Source organism: Serratia sp. NFX21, from assembly GCF_048517035.1.
In the GTDB taxonomy this organism is placed as follows: Bacteria; Pseudomonadota; Gammaproteobacteria; order Enterobacterales; family Enterobacteriaceae; genus Serratia; species Serratia quinivorans.
The window spans coordinates 3,101,008-3,122,675 of sequence record NZ_CP183196.1; the positions used below are offsets into that span (position 1 = coordinate 3,101,008).

Sequence of the window (21,668 nt, forward strand, 5' to 3'; positions counted from 1 at the left end):
CACGGTTACCCGACTTAAACCGCCGGCAGTTGATGGGTCACGCAGTGAATGCCCCCGCCGCCTGCGGCAATGGCGTCAATATTCAACTGCACGACTTCACGATCCGGATAAAGCCCGGTTAAGAGTCGCAACGCCTCACCATCCGCTTCCGGATCACCAAATTCAGGAGCGATAACCGCGCCGTTGATCACAAAGTAATTGATATATCCCGCAGCAAAGTCCGGATTACCCTTGCTGAAACGGCTAAGGCGCGGTTCCATCGGCGGCGACATGGTATGTATCTGCAACTTGCGGCCATCGGCATCGATCGCCTGTTTGAGGATCGCCAAATGCGCCTGGGTCACTTTATGGTCGTAAGAGTCGGGATCGGTATCCAGATTAGCCACCACGACTCCCGGGCTGGCAAAACGGGCGTAGAAATCGACGTGGGCGTCGGTGATGTCTTTGCCTTTAATCCCCGGCAGCCAGATGATTTTGCGCAACCCGAGCATCTCTTTCAACTCTTGCTCCACCCGATCACGACTCCAGCCTGGGTTACGGTTCTTGTTGACCCAACTGCTCTCGGTCATGATACCGGTGCCGTGGCCATCCATTTCGATGCCGCCGCCTTCCCCCACCAGTCCGCTGCGCCATATGTTGGCCACACCGTAATGACTGGCTTCAAACGCCGCCAAACGCGCATCGTAGCGGTGCTGCTGTTTGTTGCCCCAGCCGTTAAAGTTAAAGTCCACCGCCCCCAGTTTGCCCGTCTGATTGACGACAAAATTGGCGCCAATGTCACGCATCCAGATATCATCAAGCTCGGTGACAATAAAGGTCACATTGTGGCTGCCGCATTTTTCTTCCGCCAGCCGACGCTCACTCTCACGGCAAAATACGGTTAGCGGTTGATATTGAGCGATCGCCCGAGCGATGCGCCCCAAAGCATCCTGCACACCCGCAGTGTAATCAGCCCAAATAGCCCGCTGCGCACCGAAGGCGATAAAAGCGCGTTGCTGCTCCTCGCCTTCATCCGGCATACGCCAGCCCTCTCCTCGCACGGCTGGCGCGGCATGGGCGGATAACGTCAGCCCCATGGATGCCGTCAGGCTCATGCCGGCAATCAGGGATGCCTGCTTAATAAATTCACGACGCGTTGACATGCTTAGCTCCTGTATTGCCGTCATTTAAATAAGATATTCTGTTCAGTGAAAGACGGCGTGATTTCGATGTAATACATGTTAAAGCTTCCAACGCTGCCATAACAAAGGATACATTTAGCAGACACCTGATTAGATAGGCTTATCAATAATGCTAAAGCACTGGCCCCCGATGAACGCGTTACGTGGTTTTGAAGCCGCTGCCCGCCTGGGCAGTTTCCACCAGGCCGCCGATGAGCTGCACCTCACCCAGTCGGCGATCAGTCAGCAAATACGCAGCCTGGAAGCCTATCTGGAACAACCGTTGTTTTTCCGCAGCGGCCGCAGCGTCAGCCTGACCGACGCCGGGCACGATCTGTACAGCACCGCCCAAGTGATGCTGCAACAACTGGCAGTCGGCATCCGCCGTCTGGATCAATACCGCAAACCTAACCAACTGATCGTCAATACCACTCCGGCGTTTGCCCGTCACTGGCTGGTGCCGAACCTGAAAAGCTTTCATCGGCAGCACCCGGATATCGACCTTTGGCTGTTCACCACCTTCGCCCCACCGGATATGGCGACGGAAACCGTCGATCTGGCGATCCGTGACGATCTCAGCGCACAAGCCGAATGCAGCCTCCGGGTATTACATCAGGACCGACTCTATCCGGCTGGCCATCCTGACGTACTGAAACTGGAGGCTGAGCAACGAACCACTCTGCACGGCGAACGTGAGATGGACTGGAGCCATTGGGCCGTTCAGGGCGGCGTCAATGTCGGGCAAAGCAGTCACGGGCTGAATTTTTCAGATCCTGGCCTGTTACTGGATGCCGCCTGCGATGGCCTGGGGATCGCGCTGGTCAGCCAATTGCTGGCCCGACAGGCGCAGGCAAAAGGCGTGTTGCAACCCCTGACGGAACAAAGCGTACGCGGACCCCACTGGGCCTGGCTTGTCCACCGCGACAGCGAACAGAGTCCTCATACCCGGCAGTTTTGTGAGTGGTTGCTAACTCAGTTGCCGTCCACCGTTTAACGCTCCAGTTCACGGATCCATGCAGCGGATAAAGCATGGCGGATTGAGCGATGCTACCTTCAATCAGGCGCCCGAAAACCTGCACAGAATGGCGCTAAGTAATTGTTGAGATTGAAGTCACCTGCCATCGTTCAATTCGAAAAGGAACCGCTATGCATTCTGGCTTATTGAAAACCTTAGCACTCAGCGTGGCACTCGCCACTCTTAGCCCCTCGGTGTTGGCCGCAAATCTGAATGCCGGCGCCGTAGCGGCACCGGATCAATACGGTGCCAAAGTGGCCGCACAAATTTTGCAGGCCGGGGGTAACGCGGTCGATGCGGCAGTCGCCACCGCTTTTACCCTGGCAGTGACCTACCCGGAAGCCGGTAACATTGGCGGCGGCGGCTTTATGACGCTGTACGTCGACGGCAAACCCTATTTCCTCGACTACCGTGAAATCGCCCCCAAAGCCGCTACCAAAACCATGTACCTGAACGAAAAAGGTGAAGTGATTGAAAACCTCAGTTTGGTGGGGACCAAGGCCGCCGGAGTGCCCGGCACGGTGCTGGGGTTGTGGGAAGCACATAAACGCTTTGGTAAATTACCCTGGGCGGAGCTGTTGACCCCGGCCATCGGCTACGCGCAGCAAGGTTTTAAGGTCGCCGATCAGCAATATCAGTACCGTGAAGACGCCAACAAGCTGTTCGCCGGAAAAACCAACTTTGGCGATTACTTTGGCAGTATGAAGCCCGGCGCGGTGTTTAAACAACCGGAGCTGGCCAAAACGCTGGAGCGCATCGCCAATAAAGGCGCCGAAGACTTCTATCAGGGGGAAACGGCCAAACTGCTGGTGGCCCAGATGCAGCACGATGGCGGCCTGATTACCCAGGCCGATCTGACTGACTACCGGGTGAAATGGCGTGAACCGATGCAAATCTCCTGGCGCGGCAATACCCTTTACACCGCCCCGCTGCCCAGTTCTGGCGGCATTGCGCTGGCGCAGTTGCTGGGGATCAAAGAAGATCGTGCCGCCGACTTCAAAGGCGTAGAACTTAACTCCGCACGTTATATTCACCTGCTGTCGGAAATAGAGAAACGCGTGTTTGCCGATCGCGCCGATTACCTCGGCGACCCGGACTTTGCCAAGGTGCCGGTAGCTCAACTGGTCGCGCCGGACTACCTGCAAAAACGCGCAGCGGAGATCAACCCCACCGCCATTTCGCCAACCGAAAAAGTACGTCCTGGCTTAGAACCGCACCAGACTACCCATTTCTCGATTGTTGACGCCCAGGGCAATGCGGTCAGCAACACCTATACGCTGAACTGGGACTTTGGCAGCGGTGTGGTGGTGAAAGGGGCTGGCTTCCTGCTGAATGACGAGATGGATGACTTCAGCGCCAAACCGGGCGTAGCCAACGCTTTTGGCGTGGTCGGCAGCGATGCCAATGCCGTTGAACCGGGTAAACGCATGCTTTCATCCATGAGCCCGACCATTATCACCCGTGACGGGAACGTCAGCCTGGTGATTGGTACCCCCGGCGGCTCGCGCATTTTCACCTCGATTTTCCAGGTGATCAACAACATCTATGATTACCAACTGCCATTGGACAAAGCCGTGGCCGCCCAACGCGTTCATCACCAACTTCTCCCTAAAGACACTATCTTCTTCGACAGCTTTGCCCCATTGACCGGCAAAGTAGCGGAACAACTTAAAGCCATGGGCTATAAGCTGGAAGATCAGGGCTGGTATATGGGGGATATTCAGGCGATCCGCGTCAACGGCGATACGCCAGAGACGGCGTCCGACCCTCGTGGCCGCGGTGTGGGATTGGTGGTGAAAAAGTAACGATAAAAACCGGGCGGCTTCACAGTAAGCCCGCCCGGTTGGCTTTATTACCTCGCAGCCGTAGCCGCTTTAACGGCCCCTTGAGTCAATTCACCATAAACCACCTGCCCACGGAAACCGCGACGTACCTGCTGGAACAGTTCGCGGAATGCCGGGTAATCCTGCGGCTGACAGAGGGCATCCTTGCCGCGAACGGCATTCATCTGCAACCGATGGTTAACCACCACCTGCCGTCCCTCCAGCTGCCATGTCACCCGGTATTCACCGGCGGCATTATTGAACTGCTGGTTCTTTGGAACCGCAATGATCGGCACGCCGGTGGGCAAACTCAGACGATAGGTCTCATCATAGCGTTGTGCGGTGCAATAGAACGGCGTTTCGTTGGTCGGTGCCGACGTCGTCGAGTAAAGCGTACGGAAAGATTTCCCACCGGGCGGCGTTGGCACCGTCATCCCGCCTACCACGCCAAAATCGACATAGTCCTCGGCCTTGAAACGATAGCTGTAACCAAACTGCTTTTTGAGATCGAGTGGATCGCCATGCAATGCAATTTCACCACGGCCATCAATACCGGAAGACGCCATAATGGTTTCTTCCACCCGTGCCTGGTTTTGCTGGTTAAGTTGGGAAAAATAGCCCCTCAGGTCAATCTCATCCACCTCACCCAGCTTGCGCTCCGTCTGCCCACGCATATTGCCCGCTTTATCGAAGACAAAGTCCACGCTGAGTGACGTGTTATTACGCAGTTCATCATTGTCTGGGGTGCGTGCCAATTTCGCTTCGCGCGTGATCAATACCGGCGCCCCGAGATCGGCCCCCGGCAGTTGACCAAAACGAGCCCAGGGATTGGTGGAATCCAGATACAGATTGAATTCCGGCACGTAGGTAATCGCGTGGTTGAAGCGCCCCAACAGCGGCACCGTTGGCAGAGTTGGCCCTTCATCCATGCCGATCAGCACCGGCGAACTGACGATGCCCTTGGCGGCCAACAACGCCTCCAGCAGCACCACGTGATCCTTGCAGTCCCCGTAATGGTTATCAAGGATACTCTGCGCCGAATTGGGCTCCAGCCCACCGTTGCCCAAATACACGGCAACGTAGCGAATATTCTGTGCCACCCAGCGGTAGATCGCCGCCGTCTGCTCACGACGATCGCTGATACCGCTGGTGATTTTATCCGCCAGGGCTTGCACTGCCGGGGTGACTTTCGCCGCCTGGCCGGCTTTCAACTGGTAGGCTTTGGCCAACTGCGGCCATTCACGGTAGGTGCTGGCCATGATGGTTGGGCTGAACGTCCAACTGTTCGCCGACCAGTTCTGGGCCTTTAGCGGATCGCTGCGCTGATAACGCCAGCGCCAGTGTGCCTGGCCATCGCGCACCTGCGGCGCATTGCCACCTTCCACGCCACGGGTAAACACATGCATCGGCAAATCTGCCGGCGCGAGCAGGTTAACTTCCGCGTCATCAAATTGATCGAATACGCTGAAGGTTTCCCACAGGCCAAAGTAATCAGGGAAATACGGCGTGTTTTGCGTGCGACGCAGTTCATACACCACGCGTGAACCCGGTGCCAGGTTGGAGAACACGATAACCCGCACCTTGCGATCGGCATACAAGGGCGCCGAGGCGCTGGAATAACTTTCCTGGGTATAGATGCGATCGGGCGCCACATCATGGCGCTGGCCATCGGCGGTCAACGTATAAGCGGAGAGCACCTCCAGCGTTTCCATTTTCTCACTGTAACTCAGGCGGATTTGGCTGAATTTCTCGACCGCGGCTTTGGTTTTTAGCAGGACTTCGTAGCTCTCGGTTTTCACATTGCTGGCATTGGCTCGCACTTGATAATCGGCGCGGTAACGCACAAAGCTAAAATCATTACGGGCAGCGTTTTCCTGCGCGGTAGCCGTCGGGGCCTCTGCAGCCAGCAGCGTTGCCGGTTGCGCCGCAGTCAGACCGGCAAGCAAAAGTATCGAGGGAACAACAATTTTCATCTTCAGTCCTTGAAGGTTGTTAAACCATGACGGTGGCCTTAATCAGGCGCGGCACAATAGTATAAATGAGAAGCGTTTTCAATAAAATACCGATTCGCCTGACAGGATCCGAGGTATCATTCGGGGCAGCAACTTTCAAAGTACAAAGGCCACGTTTTAAAAGGAAGGCAATTTATGGAAAATATCATTATCGAAAAAGCGAAAAAAACCGATGCGGCAGAAATTGTAAGGCTCATCTCCCTGGCAGATAAAGATGCCGTATTGGCTCTTTCCGGTAAGGATGATATTAACGATGCCCTCCACCAGTACGAAATCAATTTCAGTCGTGATGATATCTACTTCAGTTACAGAAACATCTTTGTCGCCAGAAGCCACAGCGGGATCCTGGGTTGTATCCTCTACTTTCGCGGTGAAGATGAATCCGGTTTTCAGTCCATCACCGAACATTTGCCCGATATGGAAAATGAGTCTGAACCGGATGAAATCTATATTGATTCTCTGGCGGTGTTACCGGAATGCCGGGGTAAGGGTATAGCCAAACGTTTGGTTAATCAGGTGACGCTTGAGGCCAAAAAACAGGGTTTCCAAAAGGTCGGTTTGCTGGCCGACAAGAGTAAACCCTATCTGGGCAGAATGTATCAAACGCTGGGGTTCAACGTGACGGCGGAGGTCAATCTGCTCAACGACCATTATCAAAAGATGACCTTTTACACAGCCCCCCTGCCTGAGTGACCCAATGGGACTAGCCTTGCTCTATCAGCATCACCGCCGTGGTATCCGCTGCCAGGGCTTCGAAAATGTGCTCCCGATCGGCGGAGTAGCTGATGTAATCCCCCGGACTCAACTCCACCGCCTGATCCTTCGGCCCGACTAGCGCCCTGCCACTACTGATAATCACATGCTCAATGGTGCCCGGCATATGCGGGCGCGAAATGCGTGCCTCGCCCGGCTGCACGCTCAGGCGGTAAATATCGCGCTGCGCGCCCGGCGGACAGGTCGCCAACAAGGTCGCGGCGTAATTGGCCTGCTCGGAAACGGTGGTCACCCCTTCATTGGAGCGGATCACCTGCACGTGCTGACGCGGCTGGGAGATTAACCGGCTGACCGGCACATCCAGCGCCATCGCCAACGCCCACAGCGTTTCCAGACTGGGGTTACCGTTGCCGGTTTCCAGCTGCGAAAGCGTCGATTTTGCTATACCCGCCCGCCGGGCCAACTCGGTAACCGACAGCCCCAGCCGCTCGCGTTCGCGGCGAATAGCGCTAGAAAGCAGGCCAATAGGAGTGAGGTTACTGTCGGTATTAGCGCTCATTGTTCACCATATCATCCATTTGTTCGACTTGACGAACGGCCGCAGGCTGTTCATCATAATGTTCAGTTGTTCATTTTAATGGTAACTGCCGATGTCGGCAAGCACTGAGCGCAAACGGGGAGAAGGTGAATGAAGGTGAAAACCAGCGGCGTATGGCAGATGACGCTCGCCATGATGATTTCCGGCACCGTAGGCTGGCCGGTGGTGATGCTGGGGCAACCGGCTACCACGGTGGTCTTCTGGCGTTGTGCCTTTGGCGCGCTGGCGATGCTGGTTGCCTGCGCCCTGCTCGGCCTGCTGAAAAAGGGCCGGTTAACCCGGCGACAGGCCGCAATAGCGGTACTGGGTGGGATCGCGCTGGTGTTGAACTGGACGCTGTTATTTGCTGCCTATTCCTACGCCTCTATTGCCGTGGCAACGGTCACTTACCACGTGCAACCCTTTATGTTGGTCGGGCTGGGGCTGTTGTTTTTTGGTGAAAAACTGACCGCAAACAAAATCGGCTGGCTGCTGCTGGCCTTTGGCGGCATGTTGCTGATTATTACCGGAAAACATGAAGGCGCTGCTTCCGGATCCCATTACTTTACCGGTGTGATGCTGGCGCTGGGTGCGGCTTTTATGTATGCGGTCGCGGCAGCGATTGTCAAACAGTTGAAAGGGGTGCCACCGCATCTGATCGTGTTGATTCAGCTCACCGTTGGCGTGGTGCTGTTGGCCCCCTTCGCCGGGCTGGACGCTCTGCCATCAACGGCAAATGCCTGGCTGCTGCTGGCAACCCTTGGCCTGGTGCATACCGGGTTGATGTCTTCGCTGTTGTACAGCGCGATCCAGAAAATCCCGACCAGCCTGGTGGGTGCCTTGTCGTTTATCTATCCGTTGGTGGCGATTATCGTCGACTGGGCGGTGTTCGGCCACCGCCTGAGCCTGATGCAACTGTTGGGCGCTGCGGCCATCTTGCTGGCGGCGGCGGGCATGAATTTTGGTTGGCGGCTGTTGCGGGCGAAGAAAAAGCCCTGTCTGGCGGACGAGAGCCAAACGCCTTAAGACCCGTTTTTATCACCGATACACATCAGGCAGGGTTATCCCAAAAATATCAAAAGCTCAGCAAAATAAGGTATTCGCCCCGTTGAGAAATAGCTGTTATTTATTGAGACAGACATGGCGGAGGAACAAACGATGACGCTTTATTTGTGGAATAACCGACTGAAACAGCGCGTCCGTTTCAGCTACTGGAATGAGCTGTGCGTGACTCAGTGACTGCTCCCCGCCGTAAACGGCGAGGCTTCCCACTTCTCAGGCCGCAACCGTCGATATGACAGATTTACGCTGGCCTCCATGGGCAGAAACGACGAGTCCCGCCGCCTGTAAATCCGTTATACCCTTGTGCTGGATGTTGATGGCCGCGTTAATATCGCGGTCATGCTCAACACCACACGCCGGGCATGGCCAGATACGTTTATTCAGCGGCATTTCCGTCATTTTATAACCGCAGCAATGGCAGGTTTTAGAGCTGGCAAACCATTGATCAATTTTCACCAGGTGTTTGCCGGACTGCTCCGCTTTGTATTCCAGTTTCATCACGAACCCAGACCACGACGCATCCGCAATGTGCCGCGCCAGCTTGTGATTTTTCATCATGAGCATTCAAGAATGCCTCCTGTTCGGTAGTCGGGTACAGGCGTACTTTAGTGGCTCTTTTCATCATGGACGCTCACCGATAATCAGCTTGTACTGTATGACCTTAGGAAGCCTTTGACCAGAAAATGTGCATCACTATAAGTTGACCGGTTATCTTCACCGTTGCCATTGGGTCAGCAAATGCGTTGTCCATTCTGGACGAGTTTTTATCTCACCGCAGCGCAACAATCGAAACACTGAAAACCTATGTACCATCGCAGAAAATACCTGATTAGCTCCCCTTATATCCCCGCCCGAGGGGGCGAGAGTTTACGGGGCAAATGCTAAATTGGGGGCCTGCAATGGCCCCCGCCAATTTAACGAACCTATCTATTTACCAAACCTATCTATCTTCAGTCTCACTGCGTAAGCGGCTGACTTGCGCCTGCAGGTCAGGCCACGGCGCTTTCCCGGCGTAACTTTGCCGCAGGAAATCAAGCAACGCCGCAATCTGTCCATCGTTCAGGTTATGACGGAATGCCGGCATATATCCCAGATTGATATTGGCCGGCCGCTGGATACCATCCAGCACCACCCTAATCGCATTGTCTGGCGTATCGGCAAACAGATTGGTATTCAGCGCCAGTGAAGGCCTGACACCGGCCATTTGCGCCCCCTTTTCCTGAGCATGGCAAGCCATGCAGGCTCCGGAGAAAATACGCGCCCCTTCGGTGGTTAACGGCTGCGTTTTTAACTCTGCCCAGTCGTTCAGTCTTTGTGCCTCCGCAGCCTTGGCTTGCGCCGGGTGGTAGCTGCGGAGATAGGTAGCGATGGCCTGCAGGTCCTGCTCCGGCAGGCGTGAAAGCCCCTCTTCGATTACCGGTGCCATCGGCCCTGCCGCTACGCCGTGATTTGCCGAGTATCCGCTGCGCATAAAGCTGAGGAGATCCTGCCGGGTCCAATCCAGCGGTGCCACCGAACTGCCGGTAAGCGACGGCGCCGTCCAGGCCTCCGCCACGCCGCCGGTCAAGTGCGCACTGCCGCCTTTTTCGCCAAACATCAGATTGCGGGGTGAATGACAGGCGCTGCAATGACCCAGCCCCTCGGTAAGATAGGCTCCCCGGTTCCATTCGGCGCTTTGGTCGGGGTCTGCCTTCATCGCGCCCGGCGTCAGGAATAGCCAGTTCCAGGTGACTATGCCCTGGCGAATATTAAACGGAAAACTCAGTGCGGTAACGGGTGGCTGGTAGTTCACCGCCGGTTGTGACATCAGATAGGCGTATAACGCCTGCAGATCTTCGTCACTGGTACGGGTAAAGGCGGTATAGGGGAAGGCAGGATAGAGATAGCGCCCCTGGCGATCGACCCCATGACGCATTGCCCGTTCAAAGGCAGCATACGACCATTTGCCAATGCCGGTTTCGTTATCCGGAGTGATGTTGGTGGTGTAGATGGTGCCGAATGGGATCTCCATCGCCAGCCCGCCGGTATTGCGTTTACCGCCCGGCCGGGTATGGCAAACCGAACAGTCGCCGAGATCGGCCAGCATTTTACCACGGACAATCTGTTGCTGACTAAAAACCTGGGTCTCGTTCACATCACGAGGCGCAATTTCCGGCTGCCAGCTGATAATAGCGCCGGTGACTGCTACGGCGATGACGGCCAGGCTGCCCCATCCAGCGGCTTTCTTTAATTTGCTCATAATGACTTATCCCTGGTTGCTGCGTTGGCGGAAGCCTGCTGTTTTAACGCTTTCAGCACCTGCTCGGGAGTAAAGGGTACCTCCCGCAGGCGCACCCCCAGCGCATCAAATAACGCATTGGCGATAGCGGCCGCACTCGGCACCGAAGCCGATTCTCCCGCCCCCATCGGCGGCTCATCCGGATAGTCCAGCAATTGAACATCCACCTGCGGCAACTCGTCAAAACGCAGGATCGGGTAGCCGCCCCAGTCCAGCGACGTCACCGCCGAAGCGTCAAAGGTGACAAACTCTTTCAGCACCCGGCTGGCGGACTGAAGAATATTGCCATGCACCTGATGGCGCACTCCGGCCGGGTTGATGATGCGTCCGCAGTCATGGGCAACAAAGATTTTATCGAGCTTGATCTGGCCGCTGTGGCGATTGACGCTAAGGTCACACACCCAGGCAGCCCAGGCGGCGCCGAAACCGGGGAATTTGCTGTGGAAGTAACGCGCATAGGCAAAGCCACGTCCCGTGACCCACGCTTGCGTATCCGGTGCCGGGTTGCGATGCGACGGCCCCTGCTGCCAGTTAGCCTGTTTCTTCAGCGCATTGATCAACGCGACCGCACGCGGGTCTTTCAGATATTGCAGGCGGAAAGCGATCGGATCCTGCCCGGCATGCCATGCCAGTTCATCAATCCACGACTCATGGGCGAACACGTTGGGCAGCGCCGACACCCCGCGCATCCAGGAAGCCCGAACGATTGGCGCAGCGTCCTGGCAAATTACTCGCATGTTCGGATATTCATACTGTGGAATGGCGGTTCTGTCGCCCATCTGCTGTACGTCGGCCCGATTGGCCACCTTGCCGGTCAATACCAGTGACAATGTCACGGCATTATTGGAAGGATAACTGGTTTTCAACTCATAGGCCGCCACCTGCCGGTGCTGATCCAGCCCACCGCGAACCCGAATCAACTGCCCGGTGCCCTTGGGCTCCCAGCCAGACTCTTGCTCGCGCATCAACTGCACCCTGACCGGTTTGCCGGTCGCCTGTGATAACAGTGCGGCATCTGCCGATACGTCATCGGCGCAGTTGCGGCCATAGCAACCTGAGGCCTCCATACGGTTGATGTGCACCTGCTCCGGCTGCCGGTCGAGCAAATGGGCAATGTCTTTACGCAGATCGTGAGGGTTTTGCGTGCCGGACCAAATTTCTGCATGCTCACTGCTGACGTCGGCCACCGCACAGGAAGGCCCGATGGAAGCATGCTGATGATAGGGCCAGACGTAATCGGCATTCACCTCGGTATGTAACGACCCCAGCGCGGCATCGACCCCGGCATCATCACGCAGTACGCGGTCGGTTTTCGGGTTAGCCACCAACGCCGCATGCAGCCCATCCGCCGAGAGATCCGGTAGCCCGGACCACGGGCGCCACACGGTTTTCAATTGGCGCATGGCTGCGATCGCCTGCTCTTCACGCTCGGCCACGATGCCGATAAAATCGTTAATCACCACCAGCTTTACGATACCTGGCAAATGAGCAATGGAAGCTCTGTCCACCGACAGCAGCCCACTGCCCAGCGGGGCACTGCTGTCAGCCCCGGTATAAGGCGGCCGCACCACTCTGCCGTGCAGCATGCCCGGCAGGCGAAGATCGTGCACATAGGTCAGTTGGCCGGTGACCTTGGCCGGGATATCCACCCGTGGCACCGCCTTGCCAACGTAACGACTCTCCGTCACGCTCTTCAACATGACCGTTTTATCCAGTGCCACCTGTAAGTTTTGCCCGCTGGCCAGATCGCCATAACTCAGGCTGACGTGGGGTTTATCCGCTGCAAATACCCGGCCATTTTCTGCACGCAGCCTGTCCACCGGCAACGCGAAAGCGCGAGCGGCCAGCCCCAACAGCAATTGCCGCACCTGTGCCGCCGCCTGACGCAGCGGTATTGAAGTCACCTGAATGGTGGCACTGGCGATGGTCGGCCCCTGATCCGGCGTGCGCTGGGTATCCCCCAGAATGACCGTAACCTGATCAAAAGGGACGCAGATCTCATCGGCAACAATTTGCGCCAATGCCGTGCGAATGCCGGTACCGAGATCCACATGGCCGTTAAAGGCGGTGACCCGGCCGTCGGCGGTCAGACCGATAAAACTGTCCACGCGATCCAGCGGCAAACTGCCCAGGGTGGCAGGCTCGGCGGCAAGGGTATTAAGCGAAACCGGCAACAGGCTGCTGACCATCACCACGCCACCGGCCTGTAACAGGCGGCGGCGGGTTATTTCCAGGCGGCTCATGCCTGCCCCCTTTCAGCCAACAGCTGCCGGGCTTTGGCGGCGGCGCGCAGGATTTCGATATGGGTGCCGCAACGACACAGGTTATAGGCCAGTTCGTTTTTGATTTGTTGTTCATCGGCCTGCGGATTGCGCTCAAACAGAGCGACCAGCGTCATGATCATGCCGTTGGTGCAATAACCGCACTGTGCGGCCTGCTCATCGATAAAGCCTTGTTGCACCGGATGCAATTGCCCCGCTTCACCGAGGCCTTCCAGCGTGGTAATGGATTTATTGAGCGCACCGCTCAGAGGAATGGAACAAGAACGAGCAGCAACGCCATCGACCAGCACCGTACAGGCACCACACTCCCCCAAACCACAGCCGTATTTGGGGCCGTTTAGGCCAAGATCGTTGCGTAACACGTAGAGTAAAGGCGTCTCGGGCGAGACGTCGTCAAGCGCGACCATCCGGCCGTTTATTTTGATTTCCATGGTGAAATATATCCTTAACTAAACGGATTTCTCCGTAATATCACTGCGGTGAATGATTCACAGCCTGCTAATTATAATCATTAGAACACTTAGTGATGTTAAGGGTATGTAGCGTGAATTGCTTTACCGAAAAGTGGGTATTTATTATGAATTTCCGTACTTTTAAGTCCGACAGGCAGAAAAAAACCGGCGCAGAAGGATCCACGCCGGGTCGAACATCAGCAGACGCCGTTAGCGCTCAGACTGCCGAGAAAGCCCATGATTAGGGAGAGCGCCCCTCGGTGCGCCAGGCCCGGGTATCTCGGAATCAAAGGCAGCCTTGTCATTAGCCTCGGGGAACTGTTAGCGCCCTTTGGCCAGCTTGTGCAAGGTCGCTGCCAGCAGATCCACTTCTTCGTAAGTATTGTAAAACGCCAGTGAAGGCCGCACCGTGGCCTCTACGCCAAAGCGCCGCAGGATCGGCTGCGCACAGTGATGACCGGAGCGCACCGCAATGCCTTCATGGTTTAGCGCATTCCCCACCTCCTCGGTACGATAACCGCTCAGCACAAACGACAGCACGCTGGCCTTATTGGCTGCGGTGCCAATCAGACGCAGGCCGGGAATACGAACCAACCGATCGGTGGCATACTGCAGTAACTCATGCTCGTAACGATTGATATTGTCCAGCCCCAGACGTTCGACATAGTCCAGTGCCGCCCCAAGCCCCACCGCATCGGCGATGTTGCCGGTTCCCGCCTCAAACCGAGCCGGTGCCGGCTGATACAGCGTTTTTTCAAAGGTGACGTCGGCAATCATATTACCGCCCCCCTGCCACGGTGGCAGAGTGTCCAGCAGCTCTGCCTTACCGTACACCGCACCAATACCCGTTGGGCCAAACACCTTGTGGCCTGAGAACACGTAAAAATCCGCGTCCAGCGCCTGCACATTGACTTTCAGGTGCGAGACCGCCTGCGCCCCATCGACCAGCACCCGCGCGCCGACCTGATGCGCCAGCGCAATCACCTCCTCCACCGGGGTCACCGTGCCCAACGCGTTGGACACCTGGGTAATGGAAACCAGACGGGTACGCGATGACAACAGTTTGCGGTATTCTGCCAACAGAATTTGCCCGCTATTGTCCACCGGGATCACCCGAATTTTCGCTCCCACGCTGGCGGCGAGCTGCTGCCAGGGCACGATGTTGGCGTGGTGTTCCAACTGAGAAACCACGATCTCATCGCCTTCGCCAATGTGCTGACGACCAAAGGTATTGGCAATCAGATTGATGGCCTCCGTCGCGCCACGGGTAAAGATGATTTCCGCCGCCGATTTGGCCCCGAGAAAGCGGGCTACGCTATTTCTGGCCCCCTCATAGGCATCAGTAGCCCTGGCGGCCAGTTCATGCGCCGCCCGGTGGATATTCGAGTTCTCATGCGCATAAAAATACGCCAGCCGATCGATCACCACCTGCGGCTTATGAGTCGTCGCCGCGTTATCCAGCCACACCAGGGGTTTGCCATTGACCCGCTCCGCAAGGATGGGGAAATCGCGACGTACGGCGTGGACATCAAAACTGCTGCGCGGTTGCTGTTGCGGCGTTGCTTCGCGCCCGGGCCGCCCCTGTTCCAGAAAATAGTAGTTTCCGCTGGCATTATCCTGCGCAACACCATGGACCGATAACGGGACAGCCGGAAACAGCGAGCCAATCACCGCCTCCAGCCCGCCATTAATCGCCCCCGCAAAAGGTTGATCGCTAAGCGAGTCTTGACCGGTGAGCGCCTGGTTCGCCAGGCTGTCTAACCCCGCCTCCGACGGCTGACGCTGGTTTTCTTTCAAAAAATAGAAGCCGGCGCTCGCCACCGGCCCCTGCGGTTGAGGCAGCGTGGGCGGTGCCAGAAAAGCCTGTCGCTGCACGCGCTGCTGGCGGCCAGACAACGTTGGCGTTTCAGGCACCTCGGTGGCCAGTGTCGGCTCCAGCGCCGGAGCATAGGACTGTGGCAGTACCGTCGCAGCCTGTTCACCCTCGGCAGCCTGCGGCAACGTCGCGCCAATCTCGCGTCCAGGCAAGGCACTGAAGATCTGATTGGCCAAATTGGCCAAGGCGTTGACGTCCGGCAAACCGGCTGGAGGCTGCGCCTGGTGGGGCAATGAACTACTTGTAACTGTCTGGATAGTCATGATATTTGCTCACATCAACATCGTCTAAAACGGCAACGGCATCTTCGGTCAGAACCGCCAATGAGCAATAAAGTGAGATCAGGTAGGAGGCGATCGCATTGCGGTTAATCCCCATAAAGCGCACCGACAGCCCCGGACTCTGTTCACCGGCGACGCCCGGCTGATACAGACCGATCACACCCTGGCGTTTTTCGCCGGTACGCAACAGGATAATCTTGGTTTTACCCTCGTCATCGATCGGTAACTTATCGGATGGGATCAGCGGCAGACCGCGCCAGGTGAGGAACTGCGAACCAAACAGGCTGACGGTCGGTGGTGGCACGCCACGGCGAGTGCACTCACGGCCAAAGGCTGCAATGGCCAGAGGATGGGCCAGGAAGAAACCCGGTTCCTTCCACACTTTGGTGATCAATTCGTCCAGATCGTCGGGCGTCGGCGCGCCGGTCAGGGTAGAAATACGTTGCGACTCATCAACGCTGGCCAACAACCCGTACTCAGGGTTATTGATCAGCTCATTCTCCTGGCGCTCTTTAATGGTTTCAATCGTCAGACGCAGCTGTTCGCGAATTTGATCGTGCGGGCTGCTGTATAAATCGGATACCCGGGTATGCACATCCAGAATGGTGGTCACGGCATTAAGAAAATACTCGCGCGGCGCCTCTTCGTAATCAACATAGGTTTGCGGTAATAATCCTTCATCTCGCTGCGAGCAGGCAACCTGCACATTGAGCGGATTTTTTACCTTGTTAAGCCGGAATATACCCGCTTCTACCGGCGTCCATTGCAGTAGATGCACCAGCCAGCGCGGCGTCAGAATAGATAATTGCGGGGCGGTTTTTGTTGCGTTGGCCAATTGCCGCGCAGCATTATCCCCTAATGCAAGCCGGGCTTCATTTTGTTGTGACATCGGGTGATTCTCCTGAAAAAATAGGTGGCGAATAAATAATGGCGAATAAATAATTAAGAACTGCCAATCAAATAGCGCGTTAATATCATTAAATAGCAACAAACCTACTATTAGCGAATAGCGTCACCCCCTGTGGAATAATTAATAATAGCGAACCATTAGCATCAAATCCCGGAACCAAACTCCTGGCTGTCACTCTGGATATTGGCCTGGCGGATATTGCTGCCGGGTTTTACGCTGCGCGTCAGCCACACATTGCCGCCAATAGAAGAACCTTTGCCGATGGTGATCCGGCCCAACAAGGTGGCCCCGGCATAGATAACCACATCGTCCTCGATAATCGGGTGGCGTGGCTGCCCTTTCTGCAAGATGCCGGACTCTTCGGTCACAAACCGCTTGGCACCCAGCGTCACTGCCTGATAGAGCCGCACTCGCTTGCCGATAACGGCGGTTTCGCCAATCACCACGCCGGTACCGTGGTCAATAAAGAATCCGTCGTCAATTTGCGCGCCGGGATGAATATCGATACCGGTTTCACCATGCGCCTTCTCCGCGATAATCCGTGCCAACAGCGGCACGCCCACCTGATAGAAATAGTGTGCCAACCGATGATGGATAATGGCGTTAACGCCGGGGAAACACAGTAAAACCTCGTCAACGCTGCGTGCCGAAGGGTCGCCATGGTAGGCCGCCAGAACGTCGCTATCCAGACGACTGCGGATTGTCGGCAGCACGCTGGCGAACTGGCGAACCAGCGCCACCGCTTTCAGATTGATGGCTTCGTCGTCGCCGGGCGTCGCGGCCTGCTCGTCCGAACGGCTGAAACTCAGGGCCAGACGCACCTGAGCCAATAAGGCATTCAGTACCGCATCCAGCGTATGGCCAACATAGTAATCTTCGCTTTCATGACGTAAATCGTCCGGCCCCAGCCGCATCGGGAAGAGTATGGCCCGCAGGGATTCGGCAATCTGGTTGACGACCGCTCTGGAAGGCAGTTCCTTGTGCCCGGATCGCGAAGACTGGCCACTGCGCTCACGCCAGAGTAGCCGCGTGGTGCGCAGTTCGTTCACAATGTCGGCCAGTTGCCAGTGGGCCTGTTCTTTTATCTGGAACAAGTTAGTCATATTTTCCCTTATTACATCGCTTCAAATGGCCGAAATTCCTGCTGGCAAACCTGCTTCAGGGGTGCCGATTATCGTCGGTAAACCACGGCAAATGGCGTGCTGCCTCAACCCCGCCCAGCACGCCATAGACTTGGGTGTAACCGGCCTTAAGGGCGGCAAGTCGGGCATCCGTGGAACGTTTACCGGTTTGGCACAGCAAAATGATCGGCTGCTGTTTATCGACAACCTTGCTTAACTCAATGAAAAAACGGGGATTGCGGATTTTATTCGACCCGGTTAACCAGGGAACCTGCGAGGAAGGCTCAACGTAACCGAAGGTCTTACGCTCTTCCGGGGTGCGAATATCCACCAACACTGCCGCTCCAAGCTTCACTAATTGCCAGCTCGCCTCCGGCGTCAGATCGCGTTCGAAAATCGGGGTGTTTGGCGTGCTTTGATGATCAGGGTACGGGCTATCAACATTGACCTTGGGATGGTTCTTAACCTGTTGTGCAGTCGCGTAATTTAATGTTACGGGCATATTAACCTCCGGCGTTTTCTCTATTTTTCAATCAGCTTATTCCCTTTGATTAATTCCAATCTATTACCCTTTTCAGAGCAGGAATAAATAACTTTTAATTAGGGTTTATAGTAAAAACATCTAGCCGGACTTAGCTAAAATACGGCTAATGAAAATCATTATGCGACTATCGGAAATAACCTTATTTTGGCGTTACTGCCGACATGTTACGGATTGCTGTTACCACTTTTTCTCCGTCGATCACATTCCGGGTAACACCCTTTTTTAACATCCTTCAGCGTGATATCTGTCGCAAAACCGCCTGCGGAAAACCGCTTTGATAGCCATAACGTATCATCGCTATTTTTAAACAGGTGAAACCATGACGACTCATACGCCCAATGAACTGCTGTTAATCGCTCCCGTGATGGAAAACCTGCTTGCCCGTCTTGAGGCAACCTTTGTGGTGCACCGGCTGTATGAGCAGGCGGACCCGGTCAATTTTCTGGCGACCCGCGGCGAAACCATCCGCGCGGTCGTCACCCGTGGCGATATCGGTGTCACCACGCCGGTGCTCGAGCAGCTACCGCAACTGGGGCTGATTGCAGTGTTCGGCGTCGGTACTGACGCCATTGACCTGAACTACACCCGTCAGCGCGACATCGCGGTAACAATCACCTCCGGCGCGTTGACCGAAGACGTGGCGGATATGGCGTTGGGGCTGCTGTTGGCCACCGCCCGTCAGTTATGCCACAACGACCGTTTTGTCCGTGACGGGCACTGGCTGCAGGAGGCACCGGGCTTATCGGTGCAGGTCAGCGGTAAACGACTGGGGATTTTTGGCATGGGCAACATCGGCCGCGCCATCGCCCAGCGCGCAGCCGGTTTCAACATGCGTATCCAATATGCCAGCCATCGGCAGGACACCACGCTGCCCTATGCTTATTACCCGGACTTGCTGGCGCTGGCGCGGGAAAGCGATTTTCTGGTGATCGCCATCTCCGGTGGTAAGGACAGCGCAGGCCTGGTGGACAAAACCGTATTTGATGCGTTGCCGGCGCATGCGCTGGTGATCAACATTGCCCGTGGCAGCATCGTCAACGAAAAGGACCTGATCGCCGCGTTGCAAAACGGTGACATTGCCGGTGCCGGGCTGGATGTCTATGCCCACGAGCCACAGGTGCCTGCCGAGCTGATCGCCATGAATAATGTCGTGTTGCAGCCGCATATTGCCAGTGCCACGCAGGAAACCCGGCAAAAAATGAGCGACATCGTATTTACCAACGTTGAAGCCTTTTTCAACCAGGCACCGTTACCCCACGCCATTGAGTAATTAAGCCGTTTCTTTCGAATTTATTATCGCCGTACCACAGAACCTCTTTATTGAATTGAGAGGTTCTCCCTGCGCCTTATAAAGAGAGATCGCCATGGATAATAAAATACCCAACACCCGCTGGCTGCGGGTTATTGCCCCGATCCTGATCGCCTGCATTATTTCCTTTATGGACCGGGTCAATATCAGTTTTGCCCTGCCCGGCGGGATGGAAAGTGATTTGGGCATCACCAGCCAGATGGCCGGTTTGGCCAGCGGCATCTTCTTTATCGGTTATCTGTTTTTGCAGGTTCCCGGCGGGCGCATTGCGGTTAACGGCAGCGGCAAGCGCTTTATTGCCTGGTCACTGTGTGCCTGGGCGGTGGTTTCCGTGGCTACCGGTTTTGTCACTAACCACTATCAATTGCTGATCTTGCGCTTTGTGTTGGGTATTTCCGAAGGGGGTATGTTGCCGGTGGTGCTGACCATGATCAGCAACTGGTTCCCGGAAAAAGAACTGGGCCGTGCCAACGCCTTCGTGATGATGTTCGCCCCGCTGGGTGGCATGCTCACCGCCCCCATTTCTGGCGCCATCATTAACCAGCTCGACTGGCGCTGGCTGTTTATCCTCGAAGGTTTGCTGTCACTGGTGGTGTTGGCCGTCTGGTGGCTGTTGATCAGCGATCGGCCGCAGGAAGCGCGCTGGTTACCGGCCCGCGAGCGCGAATATCTGATCACCGAGCTGACGCGCGAACGGCAAGCACGCAGCAAAATGCAGCCGGTCAGCAAGGCGCCACTGAGGGACGTATTCCGCAATAAGGGGTTGATGAAGCTGGTATTGCTGAACTTCTTCTACCAGACCGGTGACTATGGTTACACCCTGTGGTTGCCGACCATTCTGAAAAACCTGACCGGTGGCAATATGGCCTCGGTCGGTTTCCTGGCCATTTTGCCGTTCGTCGCCACCCTGCTGGGGATTTACCTGATTTCGGTGCTGACCGATAAAACCGGCAAGCGCCGCCTGTGGGTAATGGTTTCACTGTTCTGCTTCGCCGCCGCGCTGTTGGCCTCGGTGGTGCTGCGCCATAACGTGGTGGCGGCCTATATCGCATTAGTGGTTTGCGGCTTCTTCCTGAAGGCGGCAACCAGCCCGTTCTGGTCGATGCCAGGGCGTATCGCTTCGGCGGAGGTGGCCGGTGGCGCGCGCGGTGTGATTAACGGTCTGGGCAATCTGGGGGGTTTCTGCGGGCCTTATCTGGTCGGTGTAATGATCTACCTGTACGGTCAAAACGTCGCGGTTTGCGCGTTGGCGGTATCGCTGATCATCGCCGGTATTATCGCCTGGCGCTTGCCGAGAGAATGTGACCTGACCAGCAGCGAGCCGGCGCATGACCCACTGTTGGATAAGGCCAAACGCGCCTGAATAACAACGAAAACCACGAGCGGGCAACGGCAAAATTTGCTATGTTAGCCCGCTCTGATTAAGGTCTGTTGTTACTCGCCGGATAGGTCTATGTTTACCCATAAAGCCATTGCCGAACTCAATACGCTGGAGTTGATGATTTATAACTACGTCATCAAAAACAAAAACGCGGTGATGTATATGACCATCCGCGAGCTGGCCGAGGCCGCCGGGGTGTCCACCACCACCGTACTGCGTTTTTGCAAGAAAATGGGCTGCGCGGGTTATTCCGAATTCCGTATTCGCTTTAAGTTATATCTTGAGCAAAACGAAGCGCCGCCGGTAGACTTTGGCACCAGCGAAATAATCAGTTTCTTTAAGAGCATCAACAACGACGAATTTAATCAGCTGATTGACCAGGCGGTGCAACATATTGCCGCCGCCGAGCGCATTATTTTCGTCGGGGTAAGTACCTCGGGGGCATTGGGGAAATATGGCGCTCGTTTCTTTTCCAACGTGGGGAAATTCAGCACCCATATTGATGACCCTTATTATCCGGTGAATAGCGACATGTATAAAAGCGCGGTAGCGATTATGCTTTCCGTCTCTGGTGAAACCGAAGAGATCCTGCGTCTGGCCAGCCAGTTCAGCCTGCACCACTGCAAAATCGTCAGCATCACCAACAACGAAACCTCGTCGCTGGCACGTATGGCGGACTTCAACCTCTCCTATCATGTTCCCCAACAGCTGATCGCTGGGCAACATAACATCACCACCCAGATCCCGGTCATTTACATTATCGAAACCATCGGCAAGCGGTTGGGCCATATTAACGCCGCCAAATAAAACAGCCTGTTTTTTTAATGTGACAAGTTACCCGAACGCTATTTTGTTATATCGTGACATTCCA

The 21,668-nt window shown here is 55.8% G+C and carries 17 protein-coding genes and 1 pseudogene; 7 read left to right on the forward strand and 11 right to left on the reverse strand.

All coding sequences use genetic code 11. From position 1 onward, the window contains the following. Positions 1–14: 14 nt before the first annotated feature. Positions 15–1,142, reverse strand: a complete 1,128-nt coding sequence (locus ACNT1W_RS14655; RefSeq protein ID WP_419245775.1) for an agmatine deiminase family protein — start codon at positions 1,140–1,142, stop codon at positions 15–17. Between the two features lie 148 nt (positions 1,143–1,290). On the opposite strand from ACNT1W_RS14655, the gene ACNT1W_RS14660 reads away from it, so the two are divergent. Both ACNT1W_RS14660 and ggt read left to right on the forward strand, forming a co-directional pair. After that, positions 1,291–2,154, forward strand: coding sequence for a LysR family transcriptional regulator (locus ACNT1W_RS14660; RefSeq protein ID WP_176979336.1), 864 nt, complete (start codon positions 1,291–1,293; stop codon positions 2,152–2,154). Between the two features lie 152 nt (positions 2,155–2,306). Beyond that, positions 2,307–3,980: a gamma-glutamyltransferase gene (gene ggt / locus ACNT1W_RS14665; protein WP_419245776.1), complete on the forward strand. Its 1,674-nt coding sequence runs from the start codon at positions 2,307–2,309 to the stop codon at positions 3,978–3,980. Positions 3,981–4,027: 47 nt separating this feature from the next. Here ggt and ACNT1W_RS14670 read toward each other — a convergent pair whose 3' ends face one another. Beyond that, the gene (locus tag ACNT1W_RS14670; RefSeq protein WP_419245777.1) at positions 4,028–5,971 is read right to left on the reverse strand and encodes a DUF3857 domain-containing protein; all 1,944 of its coding nucleotides are present in this window, start codon (positions 5,969–5,971) and stop codon (positions 4,028–4,030) included. A 174-nt stretch (positions 5,972–6,145) separates the two neighbouring features. On the opposite strand from ACNT1W_RS14670, the gene ACNT1W_RS14675 reads away from it, so the two are divergent. Further along, entirely contained in the window at positions 6,146–6,703 is a 558-nt protein-coding gene (locus ACNT1W_RS14675; RefSeq protein ID WP_419245778.1) for a GNAT family N-acetyltransferase, read from the forward strand. 10 nt (positions 6,704–6,713) lie between these two features. Here the strand turns inward: ACNT1W_RS14675 and ACNT1W_RS14680 are convergent, their stop codons facing one another. Continuing rightward, positions 6,714–7,283, reverse strand: coding sequence for a helix-turn-helix domain-containing protein (locus ACNT1W_RS14680; protein ID WP_218217014.1), 570 nt, complete (start codon positions 7,281–7,283; stop codon positions 6,714–6,716). A gap of 129 nt (positions 7,284–7,412) precedes the next feature. Here ACNT1W_RS14680 and ACNT1W_RS14685 point away from each other — a divergent pair, with 129 nt between their 5' ends. Further along, complete coding sequence (locus ACNT1W_RS14685) at positions 7,413–8,327, forward strand: DMT family transporter (RefSeq protein WP_259189360.1); 915 nt, start codon at positions 7,413–7,415, stop codon at positions 8,325–8,327. Between the two features lie 249 nt (positions 8,328–8,576). On the opposite strand, the pseudogene ACNT1W_RS14690 reads toward ACNT1W_RS14685, so the two are convergent. The 8 genes and pseudogenes from ACNT1W_RS14690 to ACNT1W_RS14725 form a co-directional block, all read right to left on the reverse strand. Continuing rightward, positions 8,577–8,921 (reverse strand): annotated as a pseudogene (locus ACNT1W_RS14690) (RNA-guided endonuclease TnpB family protein); the annotation flags it as partial. A 382-nt stretch (positions 8,922–9,303) separates the two neighbouring features. Further along, complete coding sequence (locus tag ACNT1W_RS14695) at positions 9,304–10,602, reverse strand: c-type cytochrome (protein ID WP_419245779.1); 1,299 nt, start codon at positions 10,600–10,602, stop codon at positions 9,304–9,306. Continuing rightward, positions 10,599–12,884 carry a molybdopterin cofactor-binding domain-containing protein gene (locus ACNT1W_RS14700; protein ID WP_419245780.1) on the reverse strand — a complete coding sequence of 762 codons (2,286 nt, stop codon included), beginning with the start codon at positions 12,882–12,884 and terminating at the stop codon, positions 10,599–10,601. The genes ACNT1W_RS14695 and ACNT1W_RS14700 overlap by 4 nt, the downstream gene beginning before the upstream one ends. Further along, complete coding sequence (locus ACNT1W_RS14705; protein ID WP_012145220.1) at positions 12,881–13,354, reverse strand: (2Fe-2S)-binding protein; 474 nt, start codon at positions 13,352–13,354, stop codon at positions 12,881–12,883. The genes ACNT1W_RS14700 and ACNT1W_RS14705 overlap by 4 nt, the downstream gene beginning before the upstream one ends. A gap of 342 nt (positions 13,355–13,696) precedes the next feature. Continuing rightward, on the reverse strand, positions 13,697–15,514 hold the full coding sequence (locus ACNT1W_RS14710; RefSeq protein WP_419245781.1) for a family 2A encapsulin nanocompartment cargo protein cysteine desulfurase: 1,818 nt from the start codon (positions 15,512–15,514) through the stop codon (positions 13,697–13,699). Next, positions 15,489–16,421, reverse strand: a complete 933-nt coding sequence (locus ACNT1W_RS14715; RefSeq protein ID WP_012145222.1) for a family 2A encapsulin nanocompartment shell protein — start codon at positions 16,419–16,421, stop codon at positions 15,489–15,491. The genes ACNT1W_RS14710 and ACNT1W_RS14715 overlap by 26 nt, the downstream gene beginning before the upstream one ends. 164 nt (positions 16,422–16,585) lie before the next feature. After that, positions 16,586–17,545 (reverse strand): serine O-acetyltransferase EpsC, encoded by a 960-nt coding sequence (gene epsC, locus ACNT1W_RS14720; protein WP_017892896.1) that lies wholly within the window; start codon positions 17,543–17,545, stop codon positions 16,586–16,588. 55 nt (positions 17,546–17,600) lie between these two features. After that, entirely contained in the window at positions 17,601–18,065 is a 465-nt protein-coding gene (locus ACNT1W_RS14725) for a rhodanese-like domain-containing protein (RefSeq protein ID WP_261408956.1), read from the reverse strand. 361 nt (positions 18,066–18,426) lie between these two features. Between ACNT1W_RS14725 and ACNT1W_RS14730 the strand changes: the two genes are divergently transcribed. The 3 genes from ACNT1W_RS14730 to ACNT1W_RS14740 all read left to right on the forward strand — a co-directional run bounded on the left by ACNT1W_RS14730 (position 18,427) and on the right by ACNT1W_RS14740 (position 21,604). After that, positions 18,427–19,377: a 2-hydroxyacid dehydrogenase gene (locus ACNT1W_RS14730; protein WP_419245782.1), complete on the forward strand. Its 951-nt coding sequence runs from the start codon at positions 18,427–18,429 to the stop codon at positions 19,375–19,377. 94 nt (positions 19,378–19,471) lie between these two features. Continuing rightward, positions 19,472–20,779, forward strand: coding sequence for an MFS transporter (locus ACNT1W_RS14735; RefSeq protein WP_012145226.1), 1,308 nt, complete (start codon positions 19,472–19,474; stop codon positions 20,777–20,779). A 90-nt stretch (positions 20,780–20,869) separates the two neighbouring features. Continuing rightward, positions 20,870–21,604, forward strand: coding sequence for a MurR/RpiR family transcriptional regulator (locus ACNT1W_RS14740; RefSeq protein WP_012145227.1), 735 nt, complete (start codon positions 20,870–20,872; stop codon positions 21,602–21,604). Positions 21,605–21,668: the final 64 nt, after the last annotated feature.

What these genes read in the sequence shown, in the direction of transcription:
- ACNT1W_RS14655 (WP_419245775.1), bottom strand. Translation starts at nt 1,142, where the DNA reads ATGTCAACGCGTCGTGAATTTATTAAGCAGGCATCCCTGATTGCCGGC.
- ACNT1W_RS14660 (WP_176979336.1), top strand. Translation starts at nt 1,291, where the DNA reads ATGCTAAAGCACTGGCCCCCGATGAACGCGTTACGTGGTTTTGAAGCC.
- ggt (WP_419245776.1), top strand. Translation starts at nt 2,307, where the DNA reads ATGCATTCTGGCTTATTGAAAACCTTAGCACTCAGCGTGGCACTCGCC.
- ACNT1W_RS14670 (WP_419245777.1), bottom strand. Translation starts at nt 5,971, where the DNA reads ATGAAAATTGTTGTTCCCTCGATACTTTTGCTTGCCGGTCTGACTGCG.
- ACNT1W_RS14675 (WP_419245778.1), top strand. Translation starts at nt 6,146, where the DNA reads ATGGAAAATATCATTATCGAAAAAGCGAAAAAAACCGATGCGGCAGAA.
- ACNT1W_RS14680 (WP_218217014.1), bottom strand. Translation starts at nt 7,283, where the DNA reads ATGAGCGCTAATACCGACAGTAACCTCACTCCTATTGGCCTGCTTTCT.
- ACNT1W_RS14685 (WP_259189360.1), top strand. Translation starts at nt 7,413, where the DNA reads ATGAAGGTGAAAACCAGCGGCGTATGGCAGATGACGCTCGCCATGATG.
- ACNT1W_RS14695 (WP_419245779.1), bottom strand. Translation starts at nt 10,602, where the DNA reads ATGAGCAAATTAAAGAAAGCCGCTGGATGGGGCAGCCTGGCCGTCATC.
- ACNT1W_RS14700 (WP_419245780.1), bottom strand. Translation starts at nt 12,884, where the DNA reads ATGAGCCGCCTGGAAATAACCCGCCGCCGCCTGTTACAGGCCGGTGGC.
- ACNT1W_RS14705 (WP_012145220.1), bottom strand. Translation starts at nt 13,354, where the DNA reads ATGGAAATCAAAATAAACGGCCGGATGGTCGCGCTTGACGACGTCTCG.
- ACNT1W_RS14710 (WP_419245781.1), bottom strand. Translation starts at nt 15,514, where the DNA reads ATGACTATCCAGACAGTTACAAGTAGTTCATTGCCCCACCAGGCGCAG.
- ACNT1W_RS14715 (WP_012145222.1), bottom strand. Translation starts at nt 16,421, where the DNA reads ATGTCACAACAAAATGAAGCCCGGCTTGCATTAGGGGATAATGCTGCG.
- epsC (WP_017892896.1), bottom strand. Translation starts at nt 17,545, where the DNA reads ATGACTAACTTGTTCCAGATAAAAGAACAGGCCCACTGGCAACTGGCC.
- ACNT1W_RS14725 (WP_261408956.1), bottom strand. Translation starts at nt 18,065, where the DNA reads ATGCCCGTAACATTAAATTACGCGACTGCACAACAGGTTAAGAACCAT.
- ACNT1W_RS14730 (WP_419245782.1), top strand. Translation starts at nt 18,427, where the DNA reads ATGACGACTCATACGCCCAATGAACTGCTGTTAATCGCTCCCGTGATG.
- ACNT1W_RS14735 (WP_012145226.1), top strand. Translation starts at nt 19,472, where the DNA reads ATGGATAATAAAATACCCAACACCCGCTGGCTGCGGGTTATTGCCCCG.
- ACNT1W_RS14740 (WP_012145227.1), top strand. Translation starts at nt 20,870, where the DNA reads ATGTTTACCCATAAAGCCATTGCCGAACTCAATACGCTGGAGTTGATG.